The organism is Micromonospora arborensis (assembly GCF_003205615.1).
In the GTDB taxonomy this organism is placed as follows: domain Bacteria; phylum Actinomycetota; class Actinomycetes; order Mycobacteriales; family Micromonosporaceae; genus Micromonospora; species Micromonospora arborensis.
In genome coordinates this window covers 42,313-66,608 of record NZ_PYBV01000027.1, presented here as the reverse complement: position 1 = coordinate 66,608, position 24,296 = coordinate 42,313, and the positions used below count along the sequence as shown (strand labels likewise).

The 24,296-nt window shown below is 72.4% G+C and carries 24 protein-coding genes and 1 pseudogene; 16 read left to right on the top strand and 9 right to left on the bottom strand.

The window, feature by feature from the left end:
* Positions 1–93 precede the first annotated feature (93 nt).
* The 4 genes and pseudogenes from C7C45_RS21040 to C7C45_RS21025 form a co-directional block, all read right to left on the bottom strand.
* A pseudogene (locus tag C7C45_RS21040) lies at positions 94–600 on the bottom strand (helix-turn-helix domain-containing protein); the annotation flags it as partial.
* An 80-nt stretch (positions 601–680) separates the two neighbouring features.
* Complete coding sequence (locus tag C7C45_RS21035; RefSeq protein ID WP_110565406.1) at positions 681–1,409, bottom strand: hypothetical protein; 729 nt, start codon at positions 1,407–1,409, stop codon at positions 681–683.
* 58 nt (positions 1,410–1,467) lie between these two features.
* Positions 1,468–1,950 carry a DUF6232 family protein gene (locus tag C7C45_RS21030; RefSeq protein WP_110565405.1) on the bottom strand — a complete coding sequence of 161 codons (483 nt, stop codon included), beginning with the start codon at positions 1,948–1,950 and terminating at the stop codon, positions 1,468–1,470.
* A gap of 63 nt (positions 1,951–2,013) precedes the next feature.
* Positions 2,014–2,493 carry a DUF6232 family protein gene (locus C7C45_RS21025; protein ID WP_110565404.1) on the bottom strand — a complete coding sequence of 160 codons (480 nt, stop codon included), beginning with the start codon at positions 2,491–2,493 and terminating at the stop codon, positions 2,014–2,016.
* Between the two features lie 97 nt (positions 2,494–2,590).
* Between C7C45_RS21025 and C7C45_RS21020 the strand changes: the two genes are divergently transcribed.
* Positions 2,591–3,364: an enoyl-CoA hydratase/isomerase family protein gene (locus tag C7C45_RS21020; RefSeq protein ID WP_110565403.1), complete on the top strand. Its 774-nt coding sequence runs from the start codon at positions 2,591–2,593 to the stop codon at positions 3,362–3,364.
* 117 nt (positions 3,365–3,481) lie between these two features.
* On the top strand, positions 3,482–5,104 hold the full coding sequence (locus C7C45_RS21015; protein ID WP_110565402.1) for an acetolactate synthase: 1,623 nt from the start codon (positions 3,482–3,484) through the stop codon (positions 5,102–5,104).
* A 49-nt stretch (positions 5,105–5,153) separates the two neighbouring features.
* Here the strand turns inward: C7C45_RS21015 and C7C45_RS21010 are convergent, their stop codons facing one another.
* The 3 genes from C7C45_RS21010 to C7C45_RS21000 are packed head-to-tail and all read right to left on the bottom strand — an operon-like array spanning position 5,154 to position 6,286.
* A complete protein-coding gene (locus tag C7C45_RS21010) occupies positions 5,154–5,564 on the bottom strand; it encodes a PLDc N-terminal domain-containing protein (protein WP_110565401.1) in 411 nt (136 codons plus the stop codon).
* Positions 5,565–5,591: 27 nt separating this feature from the next.
* Positions 5,592–5,897, bottom strand: a complete 306-nt coding sequence (locus C7C45_RS21005) for a DUF202 domain-containing protein (RefSeq protein ID WP_110565400.1) — start codon at positions 5,895–5,897, stop codon at positions 5,592–5,594.
* Positions 5,894–6,286, bottom strand: a complete 393-nt coding sequence (locus C7C45_RS21000; RefSeq protein WP_110565399.1) for a YidH family protein — start codon at positions 6,284–6,286, stop codon at positions 5,894–5,896. Before C7C45_RS21000 ends, C7C45_RS21005 begins: the two co-directional genes overlap by 4 nt.
* A gap of 41 nt (positions 6,287–6,327) precedes the next feature.
* Between C7C45_RS21000 and C7C45_RS20995 the strand changes: the two genes are divergently transcribed.
* The 4 genes from C7C45_RS20995 (at position 6,328) to C7C45_RS20980 (ending at position 9,476) form a co-directional block, all read left to right on the top strand.
* Complete coding sequence (locus C7C45_RS20995) at positions 6,328–7,125, top strand: GNAT family N-acetyltransferase (protein ID WP_110565398.1); 798 nt, start codon at positions 6,328–6,330, stop codon at positions 7,123–7,125.
* Positions 7,122–7,535: a hypothetical protein gene (locus tag C7C45_RS20990; RefSeq protein ID WP_110565397.1), complete on the top strand. Its 414-nt coding sequence runs from the start codon at positions 7,122–7,124 to the stop codon at positions 7,533–7,535. The genes C7C45_RS20995 and C7C45_RS20990 overlap by 4 nt, the downstream gene beginning before the upstream one ends.
* A gap of 187 nt (positions 7,536–7,722) precedes the next feature.
* Positions 7,723–8,502: an electron transfer flavoprotein subunit beta/FixA family protein gene (locus C7C45_RS20985; protein WP_110565396.1), complete on the top strand. Its 780-nt coding sequence runs from the start codon at positions 7,723–7,725 to the stop codon at positions 8,500–8,502.
* Positions 8,503–8,516: 14 nt separating this feature from the next.
* Positions 8,517–9,476 (top strand): electron transfer flavoprotein subunit alpha/FixB family protein, encoded by a 960-nt coding sequence (locus C7C45_RS20980; RefSeq protein ID WP_110565395.1) that lies wholly within the window; start codon positions 8,517–8,519, stop codon positions 9,474–9,476.
* Between the two features lie 114 nt (positions 9,477–9,590).
* Here the strand turns inward: C7C45_RS20980 and C7C45_RS34165 are convergent, their stop codons facing one another.
* Positions 9,591–9,755 carry a hypothetical protein gene (locus C7C45_RS34165; RefSeq protein ID WP_167454766.1) on the bottom strand — a complete coding sequence of 55 codons (165 nt, stop codon included), beginning with the start codon at positions 9,753–9,755 and terminating at the stop codon, positions 9,591–9,593.
* A gap of 131 nt (positions 9,756–9,886) precedes the next feature.
* On the opposite strand from C7C45_RS34165, the gene C7C45_RS20975 reads away from it, so the two are divergent.
* The 5 genes from C7C45_RS20975 (at position 9,887) to C7C45_RS20955 (ending at position 14,827) form a co-directional block, all read left to right on the top strand.
* Positions 9,887–11,062 (top strand): cysteine desulfurase family protein, encoded by a 1,176-nt coding sequence (locus tag C7C45_RS20975; protein WP_110565394.1) that lies wholly within the window; start codon positions 9,887–9,889, stop codon positions 11,060–11,062.
* A gap of 204 nt (positions 11,063–11,266) precedes the next feature.
* Entirely contained in the window at positions 11,267–12,340 is a 1,074-nt protein-coding gene (mnmA, locus tag C7C45_RS20970; RefSeq protein ID WP_110565393.1) for a tRNA 2-thiouridine(34) synthase MnmA, read from the top strand.
* A gap of 37 nt (positions 12,341–12,377) precedes the next feature.
* The gene (locus C7C45_RS20965; RefSeq protein WP_110565392.1) at positions 12,378–13,382 is read left to right on the top strand and encodes a uroporphyrinogen decarboxylase/cobalamine-independent methonine synthase family protein; all 1,005 of its coding nucleotides are present in this window, start codon (positions 12,378–12,380) and stop codon (positions 13,380–13,382) included.
* 36 nt (positions 13,383–13,418) lie between these two features.
* Entirely contained in the window at positions 13,419–13,787 is a 369-nt protein-coding gene (locus tag C7C45_RS20960; protein ID WP_208641240.1) for a VOC family protein, read from the top strand.
* A gap of 38 nt (positions 13,788–13,825) precedes the next feature.
* Complete coding sequence (locus C7C45_RS20955) at positions 13,826–14,827, top strand: ADP-ribosylglycohydrolase family protein (protein ID WP_110565391.1); 1,002 nt, start codon at positions 13,826–13,828, stop codon at positions 14,825–14,827.
* 70 nt (positions 14,828–14,897) lie between these two features.
* Here the strand turns inward: C7C45_RS20955 and C7C45_RS20950 are convergent, their stop codons facing one another.
* Complete coding sequence (locus C7C45_RS20950) at positions 14,898–15,440, bottom strand: type II toxin-antitoxin system PemK/MazF family toxin (RefSeq protein WP_110565521.1); 543 nt, start codon at positions 15,438–15,440, stop codon at positions 14,898–14,900.
* A gap of 316 nt (positions 15,441–15,756) precedes the next feature.
* On the opposite strand from C7C45_RS20950, the gene ligA reads away from it, so the two are divergent.
* The 5 genes from ligA to gatB all read left to right on the top strand — a co-directional run bounded on the left by ligA (position 15,757) and on the right by gatB (position 24,241).
* Positions 15,757–17,892, top strand: a complete 2,136-nt coding sequence (ligA, locus tag C7C45_RS20945; RefSeq protein WP_110565520.1) for an NAD-dependent DNA ligase LigA — start codon at positions 15,757–15,759, stop codon at positions 17,890–17,892.
* 157 nt (positions 17,893–18,049) lie between these two features.
* Positions 18,050–20,794: a bifunctional diguanylate cyclase/phosphodiesterase gene (locus tag C7C45_RS20940; protein ID WP_110565390.1), complete on the top strand. Its 2,745-nt coding sequence runs from the start codon at positions 18,050–18,052 to the stop codon at positions 20,792–20,794.
* Between the two features lie 156 nt (positions 20,795–20,950).
* Positions 20,951–21,256 (top strand): Asp-tRNA(Asn)/Glu-tRNA(Gln) amidotransferase subunit GatC, encoded by a 306-nt coding sequence (gene gatC, locus C7C45_RS20935; protein ID WP_099851058.1) that lies wholly within the window; start codon positions 20,951–20,953, stop codon positions 21,254–21,256.
* Positions 21,253–22,728 (top strand): Asp-tRNA(Asn)/Glu-tRNA(Gln) amidotransferase subunit GatA, encoded by a 1,476-nt coding sequence (gene gatA, locus C7C45_RS20930; protein ID WP_110565389.1) that lies wholly within the window; start codon positions 21,253–21,255, stop codon positions 22,726–22,728. Before gatC ends, gatA begins: the two co-directional genes overlap by 4 nt.
* A 13-nt stretch (positions 22,729–22,741) precedes the next feature.
* Positions 22,742–24,241, top strand: coding sequence for an Asp-tRNA(Asn)/Glu-tRNA(Gln) amidotransferase subunit GatB (gene gatB / locus C7C45_RS20925; RefSeq protein ID WP_110565388.1), 1,500 nt, complete (start codon positions 22,742–22,744; stop codon positions 24,239–24,241).
* Positions 24,242–24,296: the final 55 nt, after the last annotated feature.

The following is a 24,296-nucleotide window of genomic DNA, read 5'->3' as shown; positions in this document are numbered from 1 at the left end:
GAGGTGACCGACGGTCACCGCCGGCCGCCGGCTGCGCTCACCGCCCCAGCCAGGGTTGGGAATTTCTCGTCCAAGCCGGCCTGAGCACGTCCGCTGACCCGCCCCCGTGCGAAAGGCCCGGCGATACGCCGACGGTGAGGTCAGCATGACCCGGCCGAAGTGGTGCCGATAGGTCACCGGCGTGTCGAAGCCCACCGTGCGGGCGACCTGCTCGACCGGTGCGTCGGTCTCCTCCAGCAGGGTCAGGCTGGCGCGGATCCGCTGGTCGATGAGCCAACGGATCGGACTGGTCCCCGTGGCCCGGGCGAAGTGCCGCAGGTAGGTGCGGGATGACATGTGCGCCCGCCCGGCGAGTTGGGCCACGCTCAGCGACTCGGCGAGGTGGGCGAGCGCCCAGTCGATGCTGCCCGCGATCCGGTCGTCGTCCGGGTCGGCGGGTACCGGTGCCTCGACGAACTGGGCCTGCCCGCCGTCACGGTGCGGGGGGATCACCAGCCGTCGGGCGACCGCGTTGGCGATTGCCGCGCCATGGTCGCGCCGAACCACGTGCACGCAGAGGTCCAGCCCGGCCGCGCTGCCGGCACTGGTGCGGGTTGACCCGGCGACCGGTCGACGACCTCACCGCGCCGACCACGACGATCACCTGCGACTGCTGAGCCACCGCGCAGGCGGGCGAGGGCTCAGCTGGCGGGCTCGTCGGCGAGCTTCTCGCCACGTCGGCGCAGCATGCCCAGCCCGGGGATGCCGGCCACGGCGAGCTTGAGGTCGCGGGTCACGTCCAGCAGGTCGTGCAGGTCGGGCCCGACCCGGTCCAGGGTGGCCAGGATCGGCAGGATGTCCGCCGTCAGGTGCTCCTTGAGCTTGGGCAACTCGTCGATCAGGTGGATCGCCGCGCTGATCTCCTCGTGACTCAACTCCTCGACGAACCGCCCGGCCATCGGCGCGGCCCGGCGCAGCGCCGGCTCGTACGCGGCCAGCAGTTCGGCCGCCGTGGCGGCGGCCTCCGTCGCGGTGCCCACGGTGGCGGCGGCGCGGTTCGCCACCCGGTCGGCCTCGGCGACCACCGTGCCCGCCGCCCGGGAGACCCGGTCGGCCTCGGCGACGACCACGGCGGCGGCGGTGGCCACCTCGGTGGCCGTGTCGATGGCGGTGGTCGCGGCGGCGCTGATGACCGCCACCTCGCGAACCGCGGCCTCGGCGCTGGTGAGCACCTGGTCGGTCCGGTCCAGGGTCGTCTCGATCCGGTCGACCACGCCGTTGATTCGGGCCAGCAGCGCCTCCACCCCGTCCAGCACCGCGAACGCGCGGGTGGGCACGGCGGCCATCGAGGCGGCCGAGCCGAGCGCCTGGTCGAGAGCGGAGCGGGTCAGGCCGACCACGGCGGCCGGGGTGGGGAGGGGAATCGCCATGGGGTCAAGTGTGCGTCGGCCGTGCCGTAACCGCCCGACGGCGACACTGCGGTGACGCTCATCGATGGTCTCCGTGCTGTTCGACGGCGCGCTGCACGGCCCGGTAGATCTGCCCGAACCGTAGCGCGTCCGGGGTGCGTACCAGCAGGTCCTCCCGGCCGTGGTGCTGCACCCACAGCTCGTGCACGTGGCTGCCACGCTCGTAGGAGCGGTCCAGCCAGCCCAGGGGGATCTCCAGGAACGGCACCAGCACCAACGCCCCCACCGCGCAGGCGGCGAGGATGATCAGCGCCAGCTGCCAGTTGCCCCGGTCCTGAGCTGACCACGCCAGTGACAGCACGCAGACCACGGCGACCAACGGCGGCAGCGAGAGCAGCAGCACCAGGACACCGCGCCCCAGCACACGGCCGCGGACGGCGAGGGTTTTCTGCCCCCGCGCGTGCCAGACGAACGTCACGTCGGACAGGGCGATCACGCGACCGCCCGCCCGGATCGACTCGGAGGTCACCTGCACCGCGTCGTCCCGGTAATAGAGGGTCATCACTAAGCCTAACCACCGGCAGGGGCTGCGCCCACAGCCTGGCCAGGGTTAGGACCTACTCGTCTAGCGGCGGGTGCCGGGGCGGGCCGGTTGGCTGTGCTCGACCGCCCGTTGCACCGCCCGGTAGATCTGACCGAAGCGCAGCGCGTCACCGGTGCGCAGCAACCGCACCGGCTGGCCGCGCCAACGGGCCCAGATCTCCAGTTGGCGGCTGCCCCGGGCGTACGAGCGGTCCAGGTGTTCGAAGAGGAAGTCGGCGACCGGCCCGACGGCCAAGCCGACCAGCACCGACGCGCCGACGATCGCGATCGTCACCGTGGGCGAGCGGTGCAGCCAGACGGCCACGCCGACGCCGAGCACCGCCGCGACCAACGGACCGGCGAGTGCGGCGCCGATCGCGCCCCGGCCCACGAGCACGCGCCACGAACGGGTGCCACGGCGGTGCCAGATCATGGTGATGTCGGTCAGCGCGTAGCTGCGGCCGTCGACTCGGAAGGCGGTCGAGGTGACCTGCACCGACCTGTCGTCGTAATAAGTGATCATGGCTGGACTCCCGCCCGGGCGCTGACACCACACTACTTACCCAAACGAGCCGGGTCGTAAGGTTGGCACGCGACTTCGACGAGGAAGTGAGGGCAGCGTGGGCGAGTTCGTTCGGCTGGAGACCAGGGACGGCATCGGCACGATCCGGCTGGAGCGGCCGCCGATGAACGCGCTCAACACCCAGGTGCAGGAGGAGTTGCGCGCCGCCGCCGACGCGGCCGCCGCCGACCCCGAGGTCCGCGCCGTCATCGTGTACGGCGGGGAGAAGGTCTTCGCCGCCGGCGCGGACATCAAGCAGATGGCCGAAATGTCCTACGTGGACATGGTCGACCGCGCGCCGAACCTGTCCAGCGCGCTCGGCGCGATCGCCCGGATCCCCAAGCCGGTGGTCGCCGCGATCACCGGTTACGCCCTCGGTGGCGGCTGCGAGCTGGCGTTGGCCTGCGACTGGCGAGTGGTCGCCGAGGACGCCAAACTCGGCCAACCGGAGATCAAGCTGGGCATCATCCCGGGTGCGGGCGGCACCCAACGGCTGGCCCGCCTGGTCGGCCCGGCCCGCGCCAAGGACCTGATCATGTCCGGGCGGATGGTGGACGCGCAGGAGGCGCTGCGGATCGGCCTGGCCGACCGGGTCGCCCCGGCCGCCGAGGTGTACGACACGGCCGTCGCGCTGATCACCCCGTACCTGACCGGGCCCGCACAGGCGCTGCGCGCGGCGAAGCTGGCGGTCGACGGCGGCCTGGACATGGACCTGACCTCGGGCCTGGCCTGGGAGACGCAGCTCTTCGCGGCGCTGTTCGCCACCGACGACCGGCGCGAGGGCATGGTGGCCTTCGTCGAGAAGCGCAAGCCGGGCTTCACCGGCCGCTGACCCGTCGGCAACACCCCAACTGCCCTGACTCGCAGCGTCCATCGGCCGGGACCACGGTCGGACGGTCAAGTGACCGGCCGGTAACCTGTGATCCCGGCCACGGACGATGGGAGCGACATGACGGAGCGGATCGAGGGTCACGGCGGCGAGTTGGCGCTCGCGGCACTGCGCGCGCACGGCGTACGGGAAATGTTCACGCTCTCCGGCGGGCACGTCTTCCCGCTCTACGACGCCGCGCACAAGAACGACTTCCCGATCTACGACGTCCGGCACGAGCAGTCCGCGGTCTTCGCCGCCGAGGCCGTGGCCAAGCTGCAGCGCCGCCCCGGCCTCGCCGTGCTCACCGCCGGCCCCGGTGTCACCAACGGCATCTCCGGCATGACCAGCGCGTTCTTCAACGCCTCCCCGGTGCTGGTGCTCGGTGGTCGCGCGCCCGCGTTCCGCTGGGGTTCCGGCAGCCTGCAGGAGATGGACCACCTGCCACTGGTCTCCCCGGTCACCAAGCACGCCGAGACGGTGTTCAGCACCGACGACATTCCGCGCGCGGTGGGTGCCGCGCTCAACGCCGCGCTGAGCCCGCACCGCGGCCCGGCCTTCCTCGACTTCCCGCTCGAGACGGTCTTCTCGGTAGCCGAGGTCGAGCTGCCCGCCGTGACGGGCGTCGACCCGGTCGTACCGGACCCGGAGGAGGTCGGCCGCGCCGCGATGCTGATCGCCGCGGCGCAGCGACCGGTCATCATCGCCGGCTCCGACGTGTACGCCGGCGACGCCGTCGCCGCACTGCGCGAGGCGGCCGAAGCGTTGCAGGTGCCGGTCTTCACCAACGGCATGGGTCGCGGCTCGCTCCCGCCGGAGCACCCGCTCGCGTTCGCCAAGGCCCGCCGGGCCGCGCTCTCCGGCGCCGACGTGGTCGTGGTCGTCGGCACCCCACTGGACTTCCGGCTCAGCTTCGGTGACTTCGGCGACGCCAAGGTGGTGCACATCGTCGACGCGCCCAGTCAGCGGGCGACGCACGTGCACCCGACTGCCGCCCCCGCCGGTGACCTGCGCCTGATCCTCTCCGCGCTGGCCGACCACTCCGGTGACCGGGCCGACCACACCGACTGGATCGCCGACCTGCGCGTCGCCGAGGACGCGGCGAAGGCCCGGGACGCCGCCGAGATGGCTGCCGAAACCGACCCGATCCGCCCGGCCCGGATCTATGGCGAGTTGCGTCGGGTGCTGGCCCGCGACGCGATCACCATCGGCGACGGCGGCGACTTCGTGTCGTACGCCGGGCGTTACCTGGAGCCGGCCCAGCCCGGCACCTGGCTGGACCCGGGCCCGTACGGCTGCCTCGGCACCGGCATGGGTTACGCGATGGGCGCCCGGGTCAGCCACCCCGACCGGCAGATCTGCGTGCTGATGGGCGACGGTGCCGCGGGCTTCTCGCTGATGGATGTCGAGTCACTGGTCCGCCAGAAGCTGCCGGTGGTGATCGTCGTCGGCAACAACGGCATCTGGGGGCTGGAGAAGCACCCGATGCAGGCCATGTACGGCTACGACGTGGCCGCCGACCTCCAGCCGGAGCTGCGCTACGACACGGTGGTCAGCGCGCTCGGCGGGGCAGGGGAGACGGTCGCCAAGGCGGCCGATCTGGGCCCGGCCCTGCAGCGGGCGTTCGACGCCGGAGTGCCGTACCTGGTCAACGTGCTCACCGACCCGACCGACGCGTACCCCCGATCGTCGAACCTGGCCTGAGTCGCACCCGCCACCCGCCGTCGCCCCCAGCGGGCGGCGGCGGTGGCGTTCACACCTCCGGCCGGTCGCCTTCGCGGGGCGGCTCGTCGTCGCGGCGGCGCAGGTCGTCCTCGCGGCGGCGCAGGTCCTCCTCCCAGCGCTGGAAGAGCTCCTGGTCCTGCTGCTTGGCGCGGTCCTGCACCGAGCGGAGAAACTCCGGGTCGTCGTCGGGGGCGACCGGCCGGCGTTGCTTCCGCTGAACGGTGCCGCCCGACCAACCCTTGCCGGCGCCGGAGTTGGGCTCCCGACCGGCGACGAACCAGGCGATCGACCCGACCAGCGGGAAGAACAGAATGATCAGCACCCAGACGATCCGGGGCAGGGAGCGGATCTGACCCTCCTCGGCGGAGAGACAACTGATCAGCGCGCAGACGGCGAGGACAATCTGCACCAGGAAGAGGAGAACGTACAGCCGGACCATTCACCCATCATGGCGCACCGGGTCGCGTCACCACAGTCCGCGAAGCACGGCCAGCACTCCCAGTAGCGCCAGCCCTACGGTGCCCAACGCGACCAGGGGCAGGGTCCGGCCGCCGGTGCGGGCCGGCCCGGTGCCGGTGCCGCGGGGCCAGCAGAGCACCAGCAGGGCACCCCACACCAGCACGGTGAGGCCGGCGATCAGCGCCCCGGTCGGGCCGCCCGGCGACGCCAGCCGGACGGCGAGCGCGGCCACCACGGTCACCGTGAGCAGGGTGCGCCGCCACGCCAACCGCGTCCGCTCCGGTTGCAGCCCCGGGTCGCGGGCGGTGCTCACCGCCCGCCGATCGCCCGGACCAGGACGGCGACCACCAGCAGCAGCGCGCCGGCGCCGACGGCGAGGGCGAGGATGGCGGGAAACCGGGATGCGGGCAGCTCCTGACCGAGCCGGATGGCCCGTTCGGTACGCGCCCAGTGGTCCACCGCGCGGATCGCGACCGTGCCGCCGAGCAGCAGTAGTGCGACCGCGATCACCTCCCGTAGGTGGCTCATCGGCAATGGCGGCAGGAACTGCGCGGCAGCCAACCCACCGCCGACCAGCGCCAACCCGGTGCGCAGCCAGGCGAGGAAGGTGCGTTCGTTGGCCAGCGAGAACCGGTAGTCCGGCGGTTCACCGACCGAGCGCAGCTCCGCCGGGTCGAACCAGTGCCTGATCGCCGCCCACATGGTGCCGATTATTCGCTTCCCCTCCCACTTAGCCTGGGCCGGTGACCGATCTCGACGTAATGACCCTGCGTGCCGCCTACGACAACCAGCTCCGTCCGGAGATCCCCGATCCGGTCCCGGCCGGAGTGACGGTGGAGCGGGACGGGCCGTTGGTCCGGATCGTCGGGCTCGACGCCGGCGGGTTCCTCACCTACCGCGACCTCGGCGGACTCGCCGGCGACGCGCTGGACGAGCTGATCGCCCGGCAGGTGGAGCTGTTCCGCGAGCGGGGTCAGTCGGTCGAGTGGAAGCTCAACGGGCACGACGAACCGGCGGACCTGGCGGACCGCCTGCGCGCCGCCGGCTTCGTGCCGGAGGACCGGGAGACCGTCGTGGTCGGGCCGGTCGCGCCGCTGGCCGCCGCGCTGCCGGTCAGCCCCGAGGGGGTACGCCTGCGTGAGGTGACCTCCCGGGCCGACCTGGAGCGGATCGCCGCCATGGAGGAGGAGGTCTGGCAGGAGGACCGCTCGCACCTGGTCCGGGGGTTGGCCAAGGAGATCGACGCCGACCCGCACTCGATCACCATCGTGGTGGCCGAGGCGGACGGGACGGTGGTGAGCGCCGGCTGGGTTCGGTTCCCGGCGAACACCGGCTTCGCCACCCTCTGGGGCGGCTCGACCCTGTCGCAGTGGCGTCACCGGGGCATCTACCGGGCGCTGGTCACCTACCGGGCGCGGTTGGCCGAGCAGCGGGGCCGAACGCTGTTGCAGGTCGACTGTTCCGAGGACAGCCGGCCGATCCTGCAACGGCTCGGCCTCGTCGCGGTCACCACCACCACCCCGTACGTCTACACTCCGTGATCATGGAGCAGCGGTTGACGGACGAGGAGCGGCTGACCCTCAAGACGGGTGCCTTCGGTGCCGTCTTCCTGGTCTCCAACGCCGACCCTGGGGTGCTGGGGGTGCTCCGGGAGAGCCTGGCCGCGTCCGGCGCGCTCGCCGACGCCAGCGGCACGGTCAAGGAGGCGTTGACCTCCGGCCCGCTGCCTCGGCTTCCCCGGGACTCGCAGCTGGAGATCGAGTCGGTGGTGCTGCCGGCACTGCGGCAGTCGGTACGCATCCTGCAGGAGAAGTCACCGCAGGACGTCGAGGCGTACCGCTCGCTGGTGTTGACCGCGGCGGACCGGGTGGCCCGGGCGCACGACGGGGTGGCGCCTGCCGAGGCGGTGGCCATCGACCAGATCCGAGGCGCGTTGGCCGAGCCGGCCTGACCGGCTACCGGTCGGTGAGCTGTGTCACCCTGAGTGGCCCGGGAGTGCAAGCTACCGGCAGGTAACATTGCGCGGTGGGCAACTGCACAACAGCCCGCGGTTGACCTGGCGTCGACCGACGCGCGACGCTGCGCCCCATACCGGGCGAGCGAATCGCATCACCACACAGGAGGGTCGTCGAAGCGCGATGAATATCGTCGTACTCGTCAAGCAGGTGCCTGATTCGGGCGCGGACCGCAACCTGCGCAATGACGACAACACCGTCGACCGCGGTTCGGCGAACAACGTGATCAACGAGATGGACGAGTACGCCATCGAGGAGGCGCTGAAGATCAAGGAGGCGCACGGCGGCGAGGTCACCATCCTGACCATGGGTCCGGACCGGGCGACCGAGTCGATCCGCAAGGCGCTCTCCATGGGCCCGGACAAGGCCGTCCACGTGCTGGACGACGCCCTGCACGGTTCCTGTGCCGTCGCCACCTCCAAGGTGCTCGCCGCCGCTCTCGGTCAGCTCGGCGCCGACCTGGTGATCTGCGGTGCCGAGTCCACCGACGGCCGGGTCCAGGTTCTGCCGCACATGCTCGCCGAGCGGCTTGGTGTCGCGGCGCTCACCGGCGCCCGCAAGCTCACCGTCGACGGCGCCACGCTGACCGTCGAGCGGCAGACCGAGGAGGGCTACGAGGTGGTCACCGCCTCCACCCCGGCCGTGGTCTCCGTCTGGGACACCATCAACGAGCCGCGCTACCCCTCCTTCAAGGGCATCATGGCCGCCAAGAAGAAGCCGGTGCAGACGCTGTCCCTGGCCGACCTCGGCGTCGCAGCCGCCGAGGTGGGCTTCGACGGCGCCACCAGCGCCGTCGTCGAGCACACCAAGCGCCCGCCGCGCTCCGGCGGCGCCAAGATCACCGATGAGGGCGAGGGCGGCGTCAAGCTGGTCGAGTTCCTCGCCACCGAAAAGTTCGTGTGAGAGCGGGTCTGGACATGTCTGAGGTTCTCGTCGTCGTCGAAGCCACCAAGGAATTCGGCGTCAAGAAGGTCACCCTGGAGATGCTCACCCTCGCCCGCGAGCTGGGCACCCCGAGCGCGGTGGTGCTCGGCGGCGCCGGCGCCGCCGAGGCGCTGAGCGGCAAGCTGGGCGAGTACGGCGCGGAGAAGATCTACGCCGCCGAGGGTGACGAGATCGACGGCTACCTGGTGGCCCCCAAGGCCACGGTGCTGGCCGAACTGGTCAAGCGGGTGCAGCCGGCCGCCGTCCTGCTGGCCTCGGCCCAGGAGGGCAAGGAGATCGCCGCCCGACTCGCCGTCAAGCTGGACAACGGCATCCTGACCGACGTGGTCGGTCTCGACGCCGACGGCACCGCGACGCAGATCGCCTTCGCCGGCTCCACCATCGTCAAGTCCAAGGTCACCAAGGGCCTGCCGCTGGTCACCGTCCGGCCCAACTCGGTCACCCCCACCCCGGCGGCGGCCACCCCGGCGATCGAGCAGCTCACCGTCACGGTCACCGACACCGACAAGCTGGCCAGGGTCGTCGAGCGGGTCGCCGAGCAGAAGGGCTCCCGCCCCGAGCTCACCGAGGCCGGCGTGGTCGTCTCCGGCGGCCGAGGTGTCGGCAACGCCGACAACTTCAAGCTGGTCGAGGAGCTGGCCGACCTGCTCGGCGGTGCCGTCGGCGCGTCCCGCGCGGCCGTCGACTCCGGCTTCTACCCGCACCAGTTCCAGGTGGGCCAGACCGGTAAGACGGTCTCCCCGCAGCTCTACGTCGCGCTCGGCATCTCCGGAGCCATCCAGCACCGGGCCGGCATGCAGACCTCGAAGACCATCGTCGCGGTCAACAAGGACGGCGAGGCGCCGATCTTCGAGCTGGCCGACTTCGGCGTGGTGGGCGACCTGTTCAAGATCGTCCCGCAGGCCGCTGAGGAGATCCGCAAGCGCAAGTGACCCGGCCGGTGCCCCCGGCACCGCACGACGAGAGAGTGGCCGCCCATCGATGGGCGGCCACTCTTCTTCGTGGGGAGCTGATCGGCGGGCCGGGGAGCTGAGCCGGCCCGCCGATCAGCCCGTCCGGGTGCCGACCGAGAGCATCTTCATCGTCGTCGGATTAATCAGCCACACCTCGTAGTACCCCGGGACGCGCGGGAGATTCGCCACATGCAGATGTAGTTGGTGATTCTGCAGGACCCGCGCATCCCCCTGGGCCCGCAGGTACCGCGACAACATCGTCGTCACCGTGGTGCCCGCCTGACCGGGGCCGCCGACACGTGCCGGGGTGGGGAAAACCCACCCCGGCCGTTGCGCGGAGTCCCCTCCGGCATCCGGGCGTCGAGGTGTCGGCCGTAGGCTGAACGGTGATGGCATACCTGGATCACGCGGCGACGACTCCGATGCTCGATGAGGCACTGGAGGCGTACGTCGCTACCGCCCGCGAGGTCGGCAACGCGTCCTCCCTGCACGCGGCGGGTCGCCGTGCCCGCCGCCGGGTCGAAGAGTCCCGCGAGCGGGTGGCCGCGGTGCTGGGCGCCCGGCCGTCCGAGGTGATCTTCACGGGTGGCGGCACCGAGAGCGACAACCTCGCCGTCAAGGGCATCTTCTGGGCCCGCCGGGCAGCCGCCCCGGCCCGCCGTCGGGTCGTCTCCAGCGCCGTCGAACACCACGCGGTGCTGGACGCCGTCGACTGGCTCGTCGAGCACGAGGATGCCGAGGTCGGCTGGCTGCCGGTCGACGCCGCCGGCCGCCTCGACCCGGAGGACCTGCGCGCCGAGTTGTCCGCGCACGCCGATCGGGTGGCCCTGGTCACCGCGATGTGGGCCAACAACGAGGTGGGCACCATCCAGCCGATCACCGAGCTGGCCGCCGTCGCCGCCGAACACGGCGTGCCGTTCCACACCGACGCCGTCCAGGCCATCGGCCAGGCACCCGTCGACTTCAGCGCCAGCGGGGTCGCCGCGCTGACCGTCACCGGGCACAAGCTGGGCGGCCCCACCGGAGTGGGCGCGTTGCTGCTCGCCCGGGACGTGGCGGCCACACCGCTGCTGCACGGCGGTGGCCAGGAACGCGACGTCCGCTCCGGCACCCTGGACACCGCCGGCATCGTCGCCTTCGCGGTCGCCGTCGAGGCGGCGGTGAAGGGCCAACAGGAGTACGCGACCCGGGTGGCCGCGCTCCGCGACGACCTGATCGAGCGGGTCCGGCAGGCGGTGCCCGACGTGATCTACAACGGCGACCCGGCCGACCGCCTGCCCGGCAACGCGCACTTCTCCTTCCCGGGCTGCGAGGGCGACGCCCTGCTGCTGCTCCTCGACGCTCAGGGAATCGCCTGTTCGACCGGATCGGCCTGCTCCGCAGGGGTGGCCCAGCCGTCGCACGTGCTGCTGGCGATGGGCGCCGACAACGACCGCGCCCGCTCCTCGCTGCGCTTCACCCTGGGGCACACGAGCACTCAGGCCGACGTCGACGCGCTCATCGCAGCCCTGCCCGCAGCAGTGGACCGAGCCCGCCGAGCCGCCGCCCTCCGTACCCCCCGCTAATCCCCGGCCCCCATCCCCGCGATCTTGCACTTTCTGTTGACCGTTCGTGCCTTGTGCGGCATATGTCGGCGCAGAAACTGCAAGATCGCGACGGCGGGCGGGTGCGCGGGACGGCACGGGGCCGGGGTTCTCGGGGCTGGTGGATAGGGTTGTGTGGGGGACGGGCGTGTGGGGGATGGGCGTGTGGGGGAAGGGAGTTCGTCGGTGAGGGTTCTGGCGGCGATGTCGGGTGGGGTTGACTCGGCCGTGGCGGCGGCGCGGGCAGTGGCCGCCGGGCATGACGTGACCGGCGTGCACCTGGCGCTGGCCCGAAATCCACAGACCTATCGGACCGGGGCGCGCGGCTGCTGCACCCTGGAGGACTCCCGGGACGCGCGACGGGCCGCCGACGTGATCGGCATTCCGTTCTACGTGTGGGACATGGCCGACCGCTTCCACGAGGACGTGGTGGACGACTTCGTCGCCGAGTACGCGGCTGGCCGTACGCCGAACCCCTGCCTGCGCTGCAACGAGAAGATCAAGTTTGCCGCGGTGCTGGACCGGGCGGTTGCCCTGGGCTTCGACGCGGTGGTGACCGGGCACCACGCCCGACTCGGCCCGGACGGGCTGCTGCGACGCAGTGTCGACATCGCCAAGGACCAGTCGTACGTGCTGGCCGTGCTCACTCGTGAGCAACTGGACCGGTCGATCTTCCCGCTGGGCGACTCGACCAAGGCGCAGGTCCGCGCGGAGGCCGCCGAGCGGGGCCTGGCCGTGGCCGACAAGCCGGACTCCCACGACATCTGCTTCATCGCCGACGGCGACACCCGCGGCTTCCTGGCCGGTCGGCTCGGCGAGGCGCCCGGCGACGTGGTGGACGCCAGCACCGGCACGGTGGTCGGCAGTCACAGCGGCGCGTACGCGTACACCGTGGGGCAGCGTCGTGGGCTGCACCTGGACCGGCCGGCCGCGGACGGACGGCCGCGCTACGTGCTCTCCATCACGCCGAAGACCAACACGGTGACCGTCGGCCCCGCCGAGGCGCTGGAGGTGTCCGAGGTACGCGCCGTTCGTCCGGTCTGGACCGGCGGTGCCCGTCCGGACGGGCCGGTCGAGTGCGAGGTGCAGTTGCGCGCACACGGTGCCGTGGTGCCGGCGACCGTCGCCCTCGACGGTGACCGGCTGCACGCCGAGCTGCGCCGACCGGTACGCGGTGTCGCCGCCGGTCAGGCCGTGGTTGCGTACCGGCCGGATCCGGCCGGCGACGTGGTTCTCGGCTCCGCGACCATCACCGGCTGACCGCGCGGCCTGGGTGTTCGCGGGATAGCCTTCGGCCGTGACAGATCAGGCGTGGCCCTGGCCGGCCGGCGCGGCGACCGGAATTGGTTCGCTGCCCGGCACCGACATCGCCGAGGCCCAGCGGGTGGTCCTCGGTGAGCTTCCCGACCTGCCCCACCTGCCCGAGTTGCCGGCCCGGGGCCCCGGCGCCGACCTGATCGGTCGCGGCGCCGGGCTGCTGGTCGAGCTGCCCGTCGAGGTGTACGCCGGGCGGTGGCGGGTGGCCCCGCGCCCGGGGCGGGACCTGCGTCGGGCCCGTGACCTGATGGAACGTGACCTGGACCAGATCGCCGAGCAGGCCGAGGAGTACGCCGGGCCGATCAAGGTGCAGGCGGCTGGCCCGCTCACGCTTGCCGCCTCCCTGGAGTTGCCGATCGGTGGCCGCCTGTTGCGCGATCCCGGTGCGGTCCGCGATCTGACCGGCTCCCTCGCCGAGGGGCTGCGCGCGCACGTGGCGGCGGTGGCCCGGCGGTTGCCCCGGGCGTCCGTGCTGCTCCAGTTGGACGAGCCGTCACTGCCGACCGTGCTGGCCGGGCGGGTGCCGACCGAGAGTGGGTTGGGCGCGTACCGGGCGGTCGAGTCGGTGGACGCGGCCGCGCTGCTGCGCACGGTCGTCGAGGCGGTCGGCGTGCCGACGGTGGTGCACTGCTGCGCCCCGGACGTACCGCTGGAGCTGATCCGCTCCACCGGCGCTGTCGGGGTCGCTCTCGACCTGGACCTGATCACCGAGCTGGATCCGCTCGGCGAAGCGATCGACGCCGGCCTCGGGCTGCTGGCCGGGGCCGCGCCGACCCGAGGGCCGTCGGCCGGTGGCGTGCCGACCTCCGCGCAGGTCGCCGACCGGGTACGCCAGCTCTGGGACCGCCTCGGCTTTCCTCGCCGGCAGCTCGCCGAGCAGGTGGTGGTCACTCCGGCCTGCGGTCTCGCCGGCGCGAGCGGTCAGTACGCGCGGTCGGTGCTCGCCGCGTGCCGGGACGCCGGTCGGCGGTTCGCCGAGGACTGAGGTTTCCTGTCGCACCCGGTGGGCAGAATTACCGCCATGATTGGACAGCTGCGTTCAGTGGTGATCGACTGCCCGGATCCGCGCGCGCTGGCGGCGTTCTACGCCGAGCTGCTCGGCGTGCCGCTGGCCGAGGGTGACTCCGACGACGACGGCTGGGTGGTGCTGGGCGGGCCACTCGGGCACCAGCCGCGCCTCGCCTTCCAGCAGGCGCTCGACCTGCGGCCGCCGGCCTGGCCGGACCCGGAGCGCCCCCAGCAGTTCCACCTGGATGTGACGGTGGACGACATCGAGGCCGCCGAGAAGGCGGCGCTGGCGCTTGGTGCGCGGCGGCTGCCGGGTGAGGGCGACGGTTTCCGGGTCTACGCGGATCCGGCCGGCCACCCGTTCTGCCTCTGCTGGGACTGAGCCTGGCGTCGGCCGCGGTGGCCGGGCATCATGGCCGCGTGATCTCCACCTCCGCGCTGCGTGCCTCCGGGTCGCTCTTCGGGCTCGCCTACGGCGATGCGCTGGGTAAGCCGACCGAGTTCCTCACCGTCGCCGAGATCCAGCGCCGGTACGGCCCGACCGGCCCGCGTGAGCTGTCCGGCGAGCCGGCGTTGGTCACCGACGACACCCAGATGGCGTTGGCGGTGGCCTGGGCGCTGCACGAGGCACCCTCGCTGACCCCGGAGGTGGTGGAGCCGCTCCTGCGGAGGCGTTTCCTGGCCTGGGCGGTCAGCCCGGACAACAACCGTGCCCCGGGGATGACCTGCCTGCGGGCCTGCGCGGAGTTGAGCCGGGGTCTGCGTTGGCAGGAGGCGACCGTGGCCGGGTCGAAGGGGTGCGGGGCCAACATGCGGGTCACCCCGGTCGGCCTGCTCGACGTGGATCTGGACACACTGGCCGGGTTGGCGCAGTTGCAGGCGGGGCTGACTCATGGCCACCCGACCGGGCTGGCCGCCAGCGAGCTCACCGCGTACGCGGTCTTCGCGCTGCGGGCGGGCACCACGCTGGCCGAGCTTCCCGCGGTCCTCACCGAGCGGGCGCGGTCCCAGCGCCTGGTCTACCGGGAGCAGTGGCTGGGTGACCTCTGGCAGCGCCCCGGGGTCGGCACGCCGGAGGAGTTCATCGCCCAGGGCTGGGACGAGTGCCTGGCGGTGCTCAGACGACTGACGAACGCCCTGGGGCAGCCGGACGACGGCGGCGACCCGTGCCGGGCCACCGGGGAGGGTTGGGTGGCCGAGGAGGCGTTGGCCACCGCGCTGCTCTGCGCCGTACGGCACGCCGACGACCCGGTCGCGGCACTGGCCCGGGGCGCGACCACCGCCGGCGACTCCGACTCGATCGCCGCCCTGGCCGGCGCGTTCGTCGGCGCCGCCGCCGGGATGGCCGCCTGGCCGACCGGGTGGGTCGACCGCATCGAGTACGCGGACCAGTTGGCCACGCTCGGCGCGGCCTGGGACTGACGGGCCGTGCCCGGCTCGGGGCCCTGGCCCGGGATGATCGACTTTGTTTTCGGAAAGTCGGCGAGGGCCGTCAGCTCGTGGGCAGGTGGCGCAGGCTGCGGACCTTCTGCCACAGGTCGGCGTCGCAGCGGCCGGCGCGGTCGGCGAAGTCGGCCGAGTCGATCCGGATCGGCTCGGTGAGGCTCAGGTAGCTGTCGTGCTCCGCGCCGGGGTCCCAGTCCTGGGTGGGGATCCGCACGTGATCGTCCCGGTCGCTCTTGTCCTGACTGGTGATCTTCAGAACGTCGGCGCCCCGGGAGTCGGCGCGCAGCACCAGACACGGCCGTACCTTCGAACCGCTGCCGTCGGCGTACGGCACGTCGGCCCACCAGATCTCGCCCGGCGCCGGCGTGCCCGCCCCGCGGTCGTCGCGCGAGCGGGGCCTGGTGGTCGGGCGGCCGCCGCCGCGCGGCCGAGGCGGTGCGGTGCGGCGGCCGCCGGTGCGGGTCGGGCCGCCCTTGTCTGCCCGGGGGCCCGGGCGTCGGGTCGCCACCCGGTGGCGCCAGCTGTTCCACGCCCAGCCGGCGGTCACCGCCAGCAGGATCGCCACCGCCCAGAGCAGCGCGTCCGGCATCGCTACCTCCGCCTCCCGGCGGCCCACCGGCCACCATCGTCCGGCGATCCTCGCACGCCGCCGCCCGTGCCGCCCGTCGCGACACCGCCGCCCACCTCGCCATGGATCAGCGGTGTGATCCGCTCCAGGTCCGCGATGTGGGGGTGTCTGGACGTCCCGGTGCCGCCACCTCGGCGACCCGGAGTGGATCACCACGCGGGAATGCCGCCCGGGACGTCACCGGCGGCGCAGGCGGGCGACGGATTGTCACCCCGGCCCGATACCGTGCCCGAGTAGCGTGATCAGGGAGGTCGCAGGCGTGTCCGAAGGTGGCGGTGTGTCCGAGGAGCAGATCGGTCAGCAGATCAGCCCGGAGCAGGAGGCGGCGGCCGGAGCTGAGCCGACGACGCAGGCCCGGGAGCGGCACGCCACGCTCAGCCAGGAGCTGACGGAGCACCAATACCGCTACTACGTGTTGGACGCGCCGACCATCGCCGACGCCGAGTTCGACCGGCAGTTGCGCGAGTTGGAGGCGTTGGAGGCGGAGTTTCCGGCGCTGCGTACGCCCGATTCGCCGACGCAGCGGGTGGGTGGCACGTTCTCCACCGACTTCACCCCGGTCACCCATGCCGAGCGGATGCTCTCGCTCGACAACGCCTTCGCCGACGAGGAGTTGGCGGCCTGGGCCGAGCGGGTCGAGCGGGACGCGGGTGGCCCGGTGCCCTACCTGTGCGAGTTGAAGGTCGACGGGCTGGCGATCAACCTGACCTACGAGCGTGGCCGGCTGGTCCGGGCGGCCACCCGGGGCGACGGCCGCACCGGCGAGGACGTCACCGCCAACGTGCGCAGCATCCGTGACGTGCCCAGCCAGCTCACCCCGTCCGCCGAATTCCCGGCCATCCCCGAGCTGCTGGAGGTCCGGGGCGAGATCTACTTCCCGCTCGCCGGGTTCGCCGACCTCAACGCCGGCCTGGTGGAGCAGGGCCGGGCGCCGTTCGCCAACCCGCGCAACGCCGCCGCGGGCAGCCTTCGGCAGAAGGATCCGCGGGTGACCGCCTCCCGGCCGCTGCGTCTGGTCGTGCACGGCATCGGCGCTCGCCGGGGGTTCCAGCCCACCGCGCAGTCCGAGTCGTACGCGGCGCTGAAGTCCTGGGGTTTGCCGACCAGCGACCGGTGGCGGGTCGTGCCGGATCTGGCCGGCGTGGCGGAATACATCGCCTACTACGCCGAGCACCGGCACGACGTCGAGCACGAGATCGACGGCGTGGTGGTCAAGATCGACCCAGTGTCGATCCAGGGTCGGCTCGGGTCGACCAGTCGCGCGCCGCGCTGGGCGATCGCCTTCAAGTACCCGCCGGAGGAGGTCACCACCAAGCTGCTCGACATCGAGGTCGGTGTCGGGCGCACCGGCCGGGTCACCCCGTTCGCGGTGCTGGAGCCGGTGCACGTGGCGGGCTCGACGGTCGCCCAGGCCACGCTGCACAACGCCCGCGAGGTGGAACGTAAGGGCGTGCTGATCGGCGACACGGTGGTGCTGCGCAAGGCGGGTGACGTGATCCCCGAGGTGCTCGGCCCGGTGGTCGACCTGCGCCCCGCCGACGCGCGTCCGTTCGTGATGCCGACCACCTGCCCGTCCTGCGGCACCCCGCTCGCCCCGGCCAAGGAGAGCGACGTCGACATCCGCTGCCCCAACGCCCGCAGCTGCCCGGCGCAGTTGCGGGAGAGGGTGTTCCACCTTGCCGGCCGGGGCGCGTTCGACATCGAGGTGCTCGGCTACAAGGGTGCGGGAGCACTGCTGGACGCGCAGATCATCACCGACGAGGGTGATCTCTTCCAGCTCGACGCCGAGCAGCTGTCCCGGTCGCCGTTCTTCGTCAACAAGGACGGCACCCTCGGCAGCAATGCGACCAAATTGCTGGACAATCTCGCGGTCGCCCGGGAGCGGGAGCTGTGGCGGGTGCTGGTGGCGCTCTCCATTCGGCACGTCGGTCCCACCGCGGCCCGGGCGCTCGCCCTGCACTTCCGCTCGGTGGACGCCATCGACGCGGCGACGGAGGAGGAGCTGTCCTCGGTCGACGGGGTCGGGCCGACCATCGCGGCCAGCCTTCGGGAGTGGTTCGCGGTGGACTGGCACCGAGAGGTCGTCCGCAAGTGGGCCGAGGCGGGCGTACGGATGGCCGAGGACGCGGTCGACGAGGGGCCGCGCCCGTTGCAGGGGTTGACGGTGGTGGTGACCGGCACGCTCGCCGGCTTCTCCCGGGACCAGGCCGCCGAGGCTGTGCAGAGCCGAGGCGGCAAGGTCAGTGGGTCGGTCTCCAAGAAGACGAGTTTCGTGGTCGTGGGGGACAACCCAGGGTCCAAGGCCGACAAGGCGGCCAGCCTCAAGGTGCCGGTGCTCGACGAGGCCGGGTTCCGGGTGCTGCTCGACGAGGGTCCGGACGCCGCGCGGGAGGTCGCCCAGCCGGGCGGTTGATCTCGTTCGCGGCTTGATGCGGCGACTGACCGCGTATACCAACTTAATTACGACTACGACCGATTCGTGACTGTCATACCGGGAAATCGGGGGCTGAGGGCGTTTCATTGGGTCACGGCGTGCGCATCGGCACGCCGACGATCGGTCGGGAGGTGTCGTGGAGGTCGCCGACCCACGCAACTCGCTCCCCCCGGGACGGGTGGCACCGTTCGCCGCCTTCGTCGTCGGCATCCTGGTGGTCGCCGCGCTGACCGCTGCCGGTCCACTCGCGACGCTTCCCGGTGAGGTGCCGCGGCTGCCGGTGGCGTTCTGGACGATGGCCGCGCTCGCCGTGGTCTGCGACGCCCGCCCGTTCGTCCCGCCGGGGCGTCGGCAGACCTCCGCGGTGTTCCCGTCCACCTGCTTCACCTTCGCGATCCTGCTCGGCTGGGGGCTCGGCCCGGCGGTGGTGGTGCAGGCGGTGGGGGTGGTCGTCTCGGGCTGGCGGATGCGGCACGCGGCGTGGCGGACGGCGTTCAACGTCGGGCAGTACGCGTGTGCCCTCGCCGCCGCGTACGGGGTCATCCAGCTCGGGCCGGGCACGATCTTCTCCGGTGACCGGTTGCACTGGACCGACGTGGCCGCCGTCGGTGGTGCCACGCTCGCCTGGTTCGTCGTCAACTACGGGCTGGTCAGCTGGGCGGTGCGGCTGCGCTTCGGAGACAGGTGGTGGTCCACCCTCCGGCAGGGCCTCGGCTTCGAGTTGCTCTCCACCGGCTCGCTGCTGCTGCTCGCCCCGGTCCTGGTCGCCGCCGCGCGGGTCAGCGCGGCGCTGATCCCGCTGGTGCTGGTGCCGCTCTTCGCCGTCTACCGGATGGCCCGGCTGACCGTCGAGCAGCAGCACCTCGCCGCCGCCGACCCGCTGACCGGGCTGCCCAACCGCAAGGCCCTGCTGGCCGAGGTGGCGGAGCAGGTGCACCTGCACGCCGAGCGGACGGCCCGCGGTGAACCCGACGGGCAGTTGGCGCTGCTGCTCATCGACCTGGACCGCTTCAAGAACGTCAACGACGCCCTCGGGCACGCCGTGGGCGACCGGCTGCTGGTCGAGGTCAGTGCGCGGCTCACCGACGTGCAGCCCCGGCCACAGATGATCGCCCGGCTCGGCGGGGACGAGTTCGCCATCGTGATGACCGGGCTGACCGACGTCGGTCAGGCACGTGAACTGGCCGACCGGGTGGTTCTGGCGTTGGCCGAGCCGGTGCCGCTGGACGGTCTGCCGTTGGACGTCGGCGGGTCGATCGGGATCGCCCTCTTCCCCGAGCACGGCGAGGACTTCGCCACCCTGATGCGCCACGCTGACGTGGCGATGTACGACGCCAAGCACCGCAACGACACGGTGGCCGTCTACGCCCCCGAATCCGACCACAACTCCGCGGAGCGTCTCGGTCTCCTCGCCGACCTGCGCCGCGTGCTCGAGTCCGGCCCGCCGACCGACGGGTCGTTCGACGATGAGCCGGCGAGTCGGGCCGACGGGCCGTTCGACGATGAGCCGGCGGGTCGGGCCGACAGGTCGTTCGACGATGAGCCGGCGGGTCGAGCCGACGGGTCGTTCGACGCTGAGCCGGCGGGACAGGGGCACGTCGAGGGCGCGGCCGGGCAGGCCGACGGGGTCGGCGTGCCGGACGAGCGGGTGGTCGACGTACCCCTCGCCGTGTCGGCGGAGGTGCGCGGCGGTGACGGGGCGGCGCTGCCCACCGGGGCCCCGGCCGAGGCCCCGCCACCCGCGGACCCGGCGCCGGCGATCGTCACGCCGTCGCCAACTGTCGGCCGCTGGTGGGGACGCCGTCGGCGCGGTGACGCGGAGTTGGCGCACGCCGACGAGCTGATCAACCGGATTGCCACCGGCGCCGACCCGATCCGGGGCCGCAGCACCCGGGCCACCGTCACCGGCACCCGCCCGGGCCCGGCCCGGGAGCGACGCGCCGGGCTCGGCAACGGCCGGCGGTCGCCGAGCGCGGGCGCGGTCACCGCGATGGGCATCGGCAGTCGGGGGCCGGGGCCGGACGGCGGGTCGGGCACCTGGTCGCGACCGCTCGAATCGACCGGGTGGGCGCACGCGGCCGGCGAACTGGCGGACGATCCCGGTGAGATCACCATGTACTACCAGCCGCAGATCGCCATCGCGACCGGCGAGGTGGTCGGCGTGGAGGCCCTGCTGCGGTGGCGGCATCCCCGGCGGGGCATGGTCGACCCGGAGGAACTCATCCGGGTCGCCGAGCAGAGCGCGGTGATGCGGCTGCTCACCCGGCGGGTCGTCGACGACGTGGTGGAGCAGATCGCCAAGTGGTCGGCGGCCGGCATCAGACTGCGTGCGGCGTTGAACGTGAGCGTGCGCGACCTGCACACCGGCGAGATCGCCGACCAGATCGCCGACCGGCTGGCCCGTTACGGGGTGCCGGCCGAGCGGCTGCAGGTGGAGATCACCGAAGGTGCGTTGATGGCCGACCCGCGCCGGGTGCTGGCCACCATCTCCCAGCTGCACCGGATCGGGGTGGCCATCTCGCTGGACGATTTCGGCACCGGGTACTCCTCCATGCAGCACCTGCGCCGGTTGCCCCTGTCCGAGGTGAAGGTGGATCGGTCGTTCGTGCTCGGCATGGCCGAGGACACCGACGACGCGGCGATCGTCCGGTCGATGATCGACCTGGCCGGCGCTCTGGGGTTGCGGGTGGTGGCCGAGGGCGTGGAGGACGAGCGGACCTGGCGGATGCTGCACGCGGCCGGCTGCGACGCTGCCCAGGGCTGGTTCTACGCCCGGCCCATGCCCGCCGAGGAGCTGGTCACCTGGCTGGCCCGTTACCGGCCGGTCCGCCCGAGCGGCGGGCATCCGGAGCCGGAGGCCGGTCGCCGCTCCAGCCGCTGACCCGCCGCCGACGCGACATCGGGGCCGGCGGAGGGGGAGTCGGGGACGCGGCACCGGAGCGGAACAATAGACTCGCTCCGGTCACCGCGCGTCACGCTCCACCCGCCGCGCGACCGGCACACCGCCCGACCAGCAGGACATCAGAAGGGGGCACGGATGGCCGCCATCTCCCGCGAGGAGGTCGCGCACCTGGCGCGCCTGTCGCGGCTCGCCGTCACGGAGGAGGAGCTGGACATGTTCGCCGGCCAGCTCGACGTGATTCTCCAGGCGGTCGCCCAGGTTGGCGAGGTCGCCGCCGCGGACATTCCGCCGACCTCGCACTCGGTGCCGCTGACCAACATCTTCCGCGAGGACGTGGTCACGCCGTGCCTGACCCCGCAGGAGGCGTTGTCCGGTGCGCCCGACGCCGAGGACCAGCGGTTCCGCGTACCGCGGATCCTGACCGAGGATGTGGCCTCATGAGCGATCTCACCAGAATGACCGCGACGGAGATCGCGGCCCTGGTCGCTGGCGGCGAGACTTCCGCCGTCGAGGTGACCCAGGCGCACCTGGACCGGATCACCGCGGTCGACGACCGGGTGCACGCCTTCCTGCACGTGGACACCGAGGGCGCGCTCGCCGCGGCCCGTGCGGTGGACGAGCGTCGCGCCGCCGGCGAGGTGCTTGGCCCGCTGGCCGGTGTGCCGGTCGCGGTCAAGGATGTGCTCGCCACCCGGGGCGTGCCGACCACCGTGGGGTCGAAGATCCTGGAGGGCTGGCGCCCGCCGTACGACGCGACGATCGTGCAGCGTCTGCGCGACGCCGGCACGGTGATGCTCGGCAAGACCAACATGGACGAGTTCGCGATGGGCTCCTCCACCGAATACTCGGCGTACGGCCCCACGCACAACCCGTGGGATCTGAGCCGGATCCCGGGCGGCTCGGGTGGTGGCAGCGCCGCCGCGCTGGCCGCGTACGAGGCGCCGCTGGCGATCGGCTCGGACACCGGCGGTTCGATCCGTCAGCCCGGTGCGGTCACCGGCACCGTGGGCGCGAAGCCCACCTACGGTGGCACCTCCCGCTACGGGCTGGTCGCCTTCTCCTCGTCGCTGGACACTCCCGGCCCGTGCGCGCGTAACGTGCTCGACGCGGCCCTGCTGCACCAGGTGATCGGCGGGCACGACCCGCGTGACTCCACCTCGATCCCGCAGCCGATGCCGGACGTGGTGGCCGCGGCGAAGCTCGGCGCGACCGGCGACCTGACCGGTGTGCGGCTCGGCATCGTGAGCGAGTTCGTCGGCGAGGGCGCCGAGCCGGGCGTGATGGCGGCGTTCCGGGAGTCGGTGGACGCGCTCGCGAAGCTCGGTGCGGAGATCGTCGAGGTGTCCTGCCCGACGTTCGCGTACGCGCTGCCGGCGTACTACCTGATCGCCCCGAGCGAGTGCTCCTCCAACCTGGCCCGGTTCGACGGCGTCCGGTTCGGCCTGCGGGTCGGCGACGACGGCAACCGGTCGCTGGAGGAGGTCATGTCGCTGACCCGCGAGGCCGGCTTCGGCCCCGAGGTCAAGCGCCGCATCATGCTCGGCACGTACGCGCTGTCGTCGGGTTACTACGACGCGTACTACGGGCAGGCGCAGAAGGTCCGGACGCTGATCACCCGGGACTTCACGGCCGCGTTCGAGCAGGTCGACGCGCTGATCTCGCCGACCACCCCGTCGGTGGCGTTCCCGATGGGCGCGCGGACCGCCGACCCGTACCAGATGTACCTGGCTGACCTGTTCACCATTCCGACCAACCTGTACGGCGGGCCGGGCATCTCGGTGCCCTGCGGTCTCTCCGAGGGGCTGCCCGTGGGCCTGCAGGTGATGGCACCGACGATGGCCGACGACCGGATGTACCGGGTCGCCGCCGCGCTGGAGTCCGCGGTCGGCACGTTCACCCCACCGGCACTGTGAGGCAGGAGCCCAGATGACGACGACGCTGCCCGCGTACGACGAGGTCGTCGCGCGCTACGAACCGGTGATCGGCCTGGAGACCCACGTCGAGCTGGGGACGAACACCAAGATGTGGTGCGGCTGCCCGACGGACTTCGGCGGCGAGCCGAACACCCGGGTGTGCCCGGTGTGCCTGGGGCTGCCCGGGTCGCTGCCGGTGGCCAACAAGGCCGCCATCGAGGCGATCATCCGGATCGGTCTGGCCTTGAACTGCTCGATCGCCGAGTGGTGCCGCTTCGCCCGGAAGAACTACTTCTACCCGGACATGCCGAAGAACTTCCAGATCAGCCAGTACGACGAGCCGATCTGCGTCGACGGGTACCTGGACGTCGAGGTGGGCGGCGAGACGGTGCGGATCGAGATCGAGCGGGTGCATCTGGAGGAGGACACCGGCAAGACGCTGCACGTCGGTGGCGCCACCGGCCGCATCCACGGCGCGACCGAGTCGCTCGTCGACTACAACCGGGCCGGCATCCCGCTCGTGGAGATCGTCACCAAGCCCATCCCGGGCACCGGTGCGCTCGCCCCCGAGGTGGCCCGCGCGTACGTCACCGAGTTGCGGGACGTGATCCGCACCCTCGGCGTCTCGGACGTGCGGATGGAGGAGGGTTCGCTGCGTTGTGACGTGAACACCTCGCTCAACCTGCCGGGTGCCGAGTGGGGCACCCGCACCGAGACCAAGAACGTCAACTCGCTGCGGTCGGTGGAGCGGGCGGTCCGCTCGGAGATGCTGCGGCAGGCGTCGGTGCTGGACGCGGGCGGCCGGATCACCCAGGAGACCCGGCACTTCCACGAGGACACCGGCGACACCACCCCGGGCCGCTCGAAGGAGACCGCCACCGACTACCGGTACTTCCCGGAGCCGGATCTGGTGCCGATCGCCCCGGACCCGGCCTGGGTAGCCGAGCTGAAGGCCGCCCTGCCGGAGCTGCCCCGGGTGCACCGGCGTCGGCTGCAGCAGCAGTGGGGCCTGTCCGACCTGGACATGCAGTCGGTGTTGAACGCCGGCGCGGTCGAGCTGATCGAGGCCACCGTGGCGGCCGGCACCACCCCGGCGGCGGCCCGCAAGTGGTGGTTGGGTGAGCTGTCCCGGCGGGCCAACGAGAGCGGCGTGGAACTGGCCGAGATCGGGGCCACCCCCGCCCAGGTCGCCGAGCTGCAGGGGCTGGTCGACGCCGGCAAGCTCAACGACAAGATGGCCCGTACGGTGCTGGAGGGCGTGGTCGACGGTGAGGGCTCGCCCACCGAGATCATGACCAACCGGGGCCTGGAGGTCGTCTCGGACACCGGTGCGCTCACCGTGGCCGTGGACGAGGCGATCGCCGCGAACCCCGCCATCGCCGACAAGATCCGCAGCGGCAAGGTCGCGGCGGTCGGCGCGCTGGTTGGCGCGGTCATGAAGACCACCCGGGGTCAGGCCGACGCGAAGACCCTGCGTGAGCTGATCCTGGAGCGCCTCGGCGTCCAGGGCTGAGAGAGCCACCCGGAGCAGGCCGCCGCCGCGACCCGGCGGCGGCCTTCCGCAACCC

Bases quoted from the DNA above. Each gene is read 5' to 3' on its own strand.
- C7C45_RS20980 (WP_110565395.1), top strand. From the start codon at position 8,517: ATGTCTGAGGTTCTCGTCGTCGTCGAAGCCACCAAGGAATTCGGCGTC.
- C7C45_RS20975 (WP_110565394.1), top strand. From the start codon at position 9,887: ATGGCATACCTGGATCACGCGGCGACGACTCCGATGCTCGATGAGGCA.
- C7C45_RS21010 (WP_110565401.1), bottom strand. From the start codon at position 5,564: ATGGTCCGGCTGTACGTTCTCCTCTTCCTGGTGCAGATTGTCCTCGCC.
- gatA (WP_110565389.1), top strand. From the start codon at position 21,253: ATGAGCGATCTCACCAGAATGACCGCGACGGAGATCGCGGCCCTGGTC.
- C7C45_RS20950 (WP_110565521.1), bottom strand. From the start codon at position 15,440: ATGCCGGACGCGCTGCTCTGGGCGGTGGCGATCCTGCTGGCGGTGACC.
- C7C45_RS20960 (WP_208641240.1), top strand. From the start codon at position 13,419: ATGATTGGACAGCTGCGTTCAGTGGTGATCGACTGCCCGGATCCGCGC.
- C7C45_RS21025 (WP_110565404.1), bottom strand. From the start codon at position 2,493: ATGATCACTTATTACGACGACAGGTCGGTGCAGGTCACCTCGACCGCC.
- gatB (WP_110565388.1), top strand. From the start codon at position 22,742: ATGACGACGACGCTGCCCGCGTACGACGAGGTCGTCGCGCGCTACGAA.
- C7C45_RS34165 (WP_167454766.1), bottom strand. From the start codon at position 9,755: ATGTTGTCGCGGTACCTGCGGGCCCAGGGGGATGCGCGGGTCCTGCAG.
- gatC (WP_099851058.1), top strand. From the start codon at position 20,951: ATGGCCGCCATCTCCCGCGAGGAGGTCGCGCACCTGGCGCGCCTGTCG.
- C7C45_RS21000 (WP_110565399.1), bottom strand. From the start codon at position 6,286: ATGTGGGCGGCGATCAGGCACTGGTTCGACCCGGCGGAGCTGCGCTCG.
- C7C45_RS21035 (WP_110565406.1), bottom strand. From the start codon at position 1,409: ATGGCGATTCCCCTCCCCACCCCGGCCGCCGTGGTCGGCCTGACCCGC.
- C7C45_RS21015 (WP_110565402.1), top strand. From the start codon at position 3,482: ATGACGGAGCGGATCGAGGGTCACGGCGGCGAGTTGGCGCTCGCGGCA.
- C7C45_RS20985 (WP_110565396.1), top strand. From the start codon at position 7,723: ATGAATATCGTCGTACTCGTCAAGCAGGTGCCTGATTCGGGCGCGGAC.
- C7C45_RS21030 (WP_110565405.1), bottom strand. From the start codon at position 1,950: ATGACCCTCTATTACCGGGACGACGCGGTGCAGGTGACCTCCGAGTCG.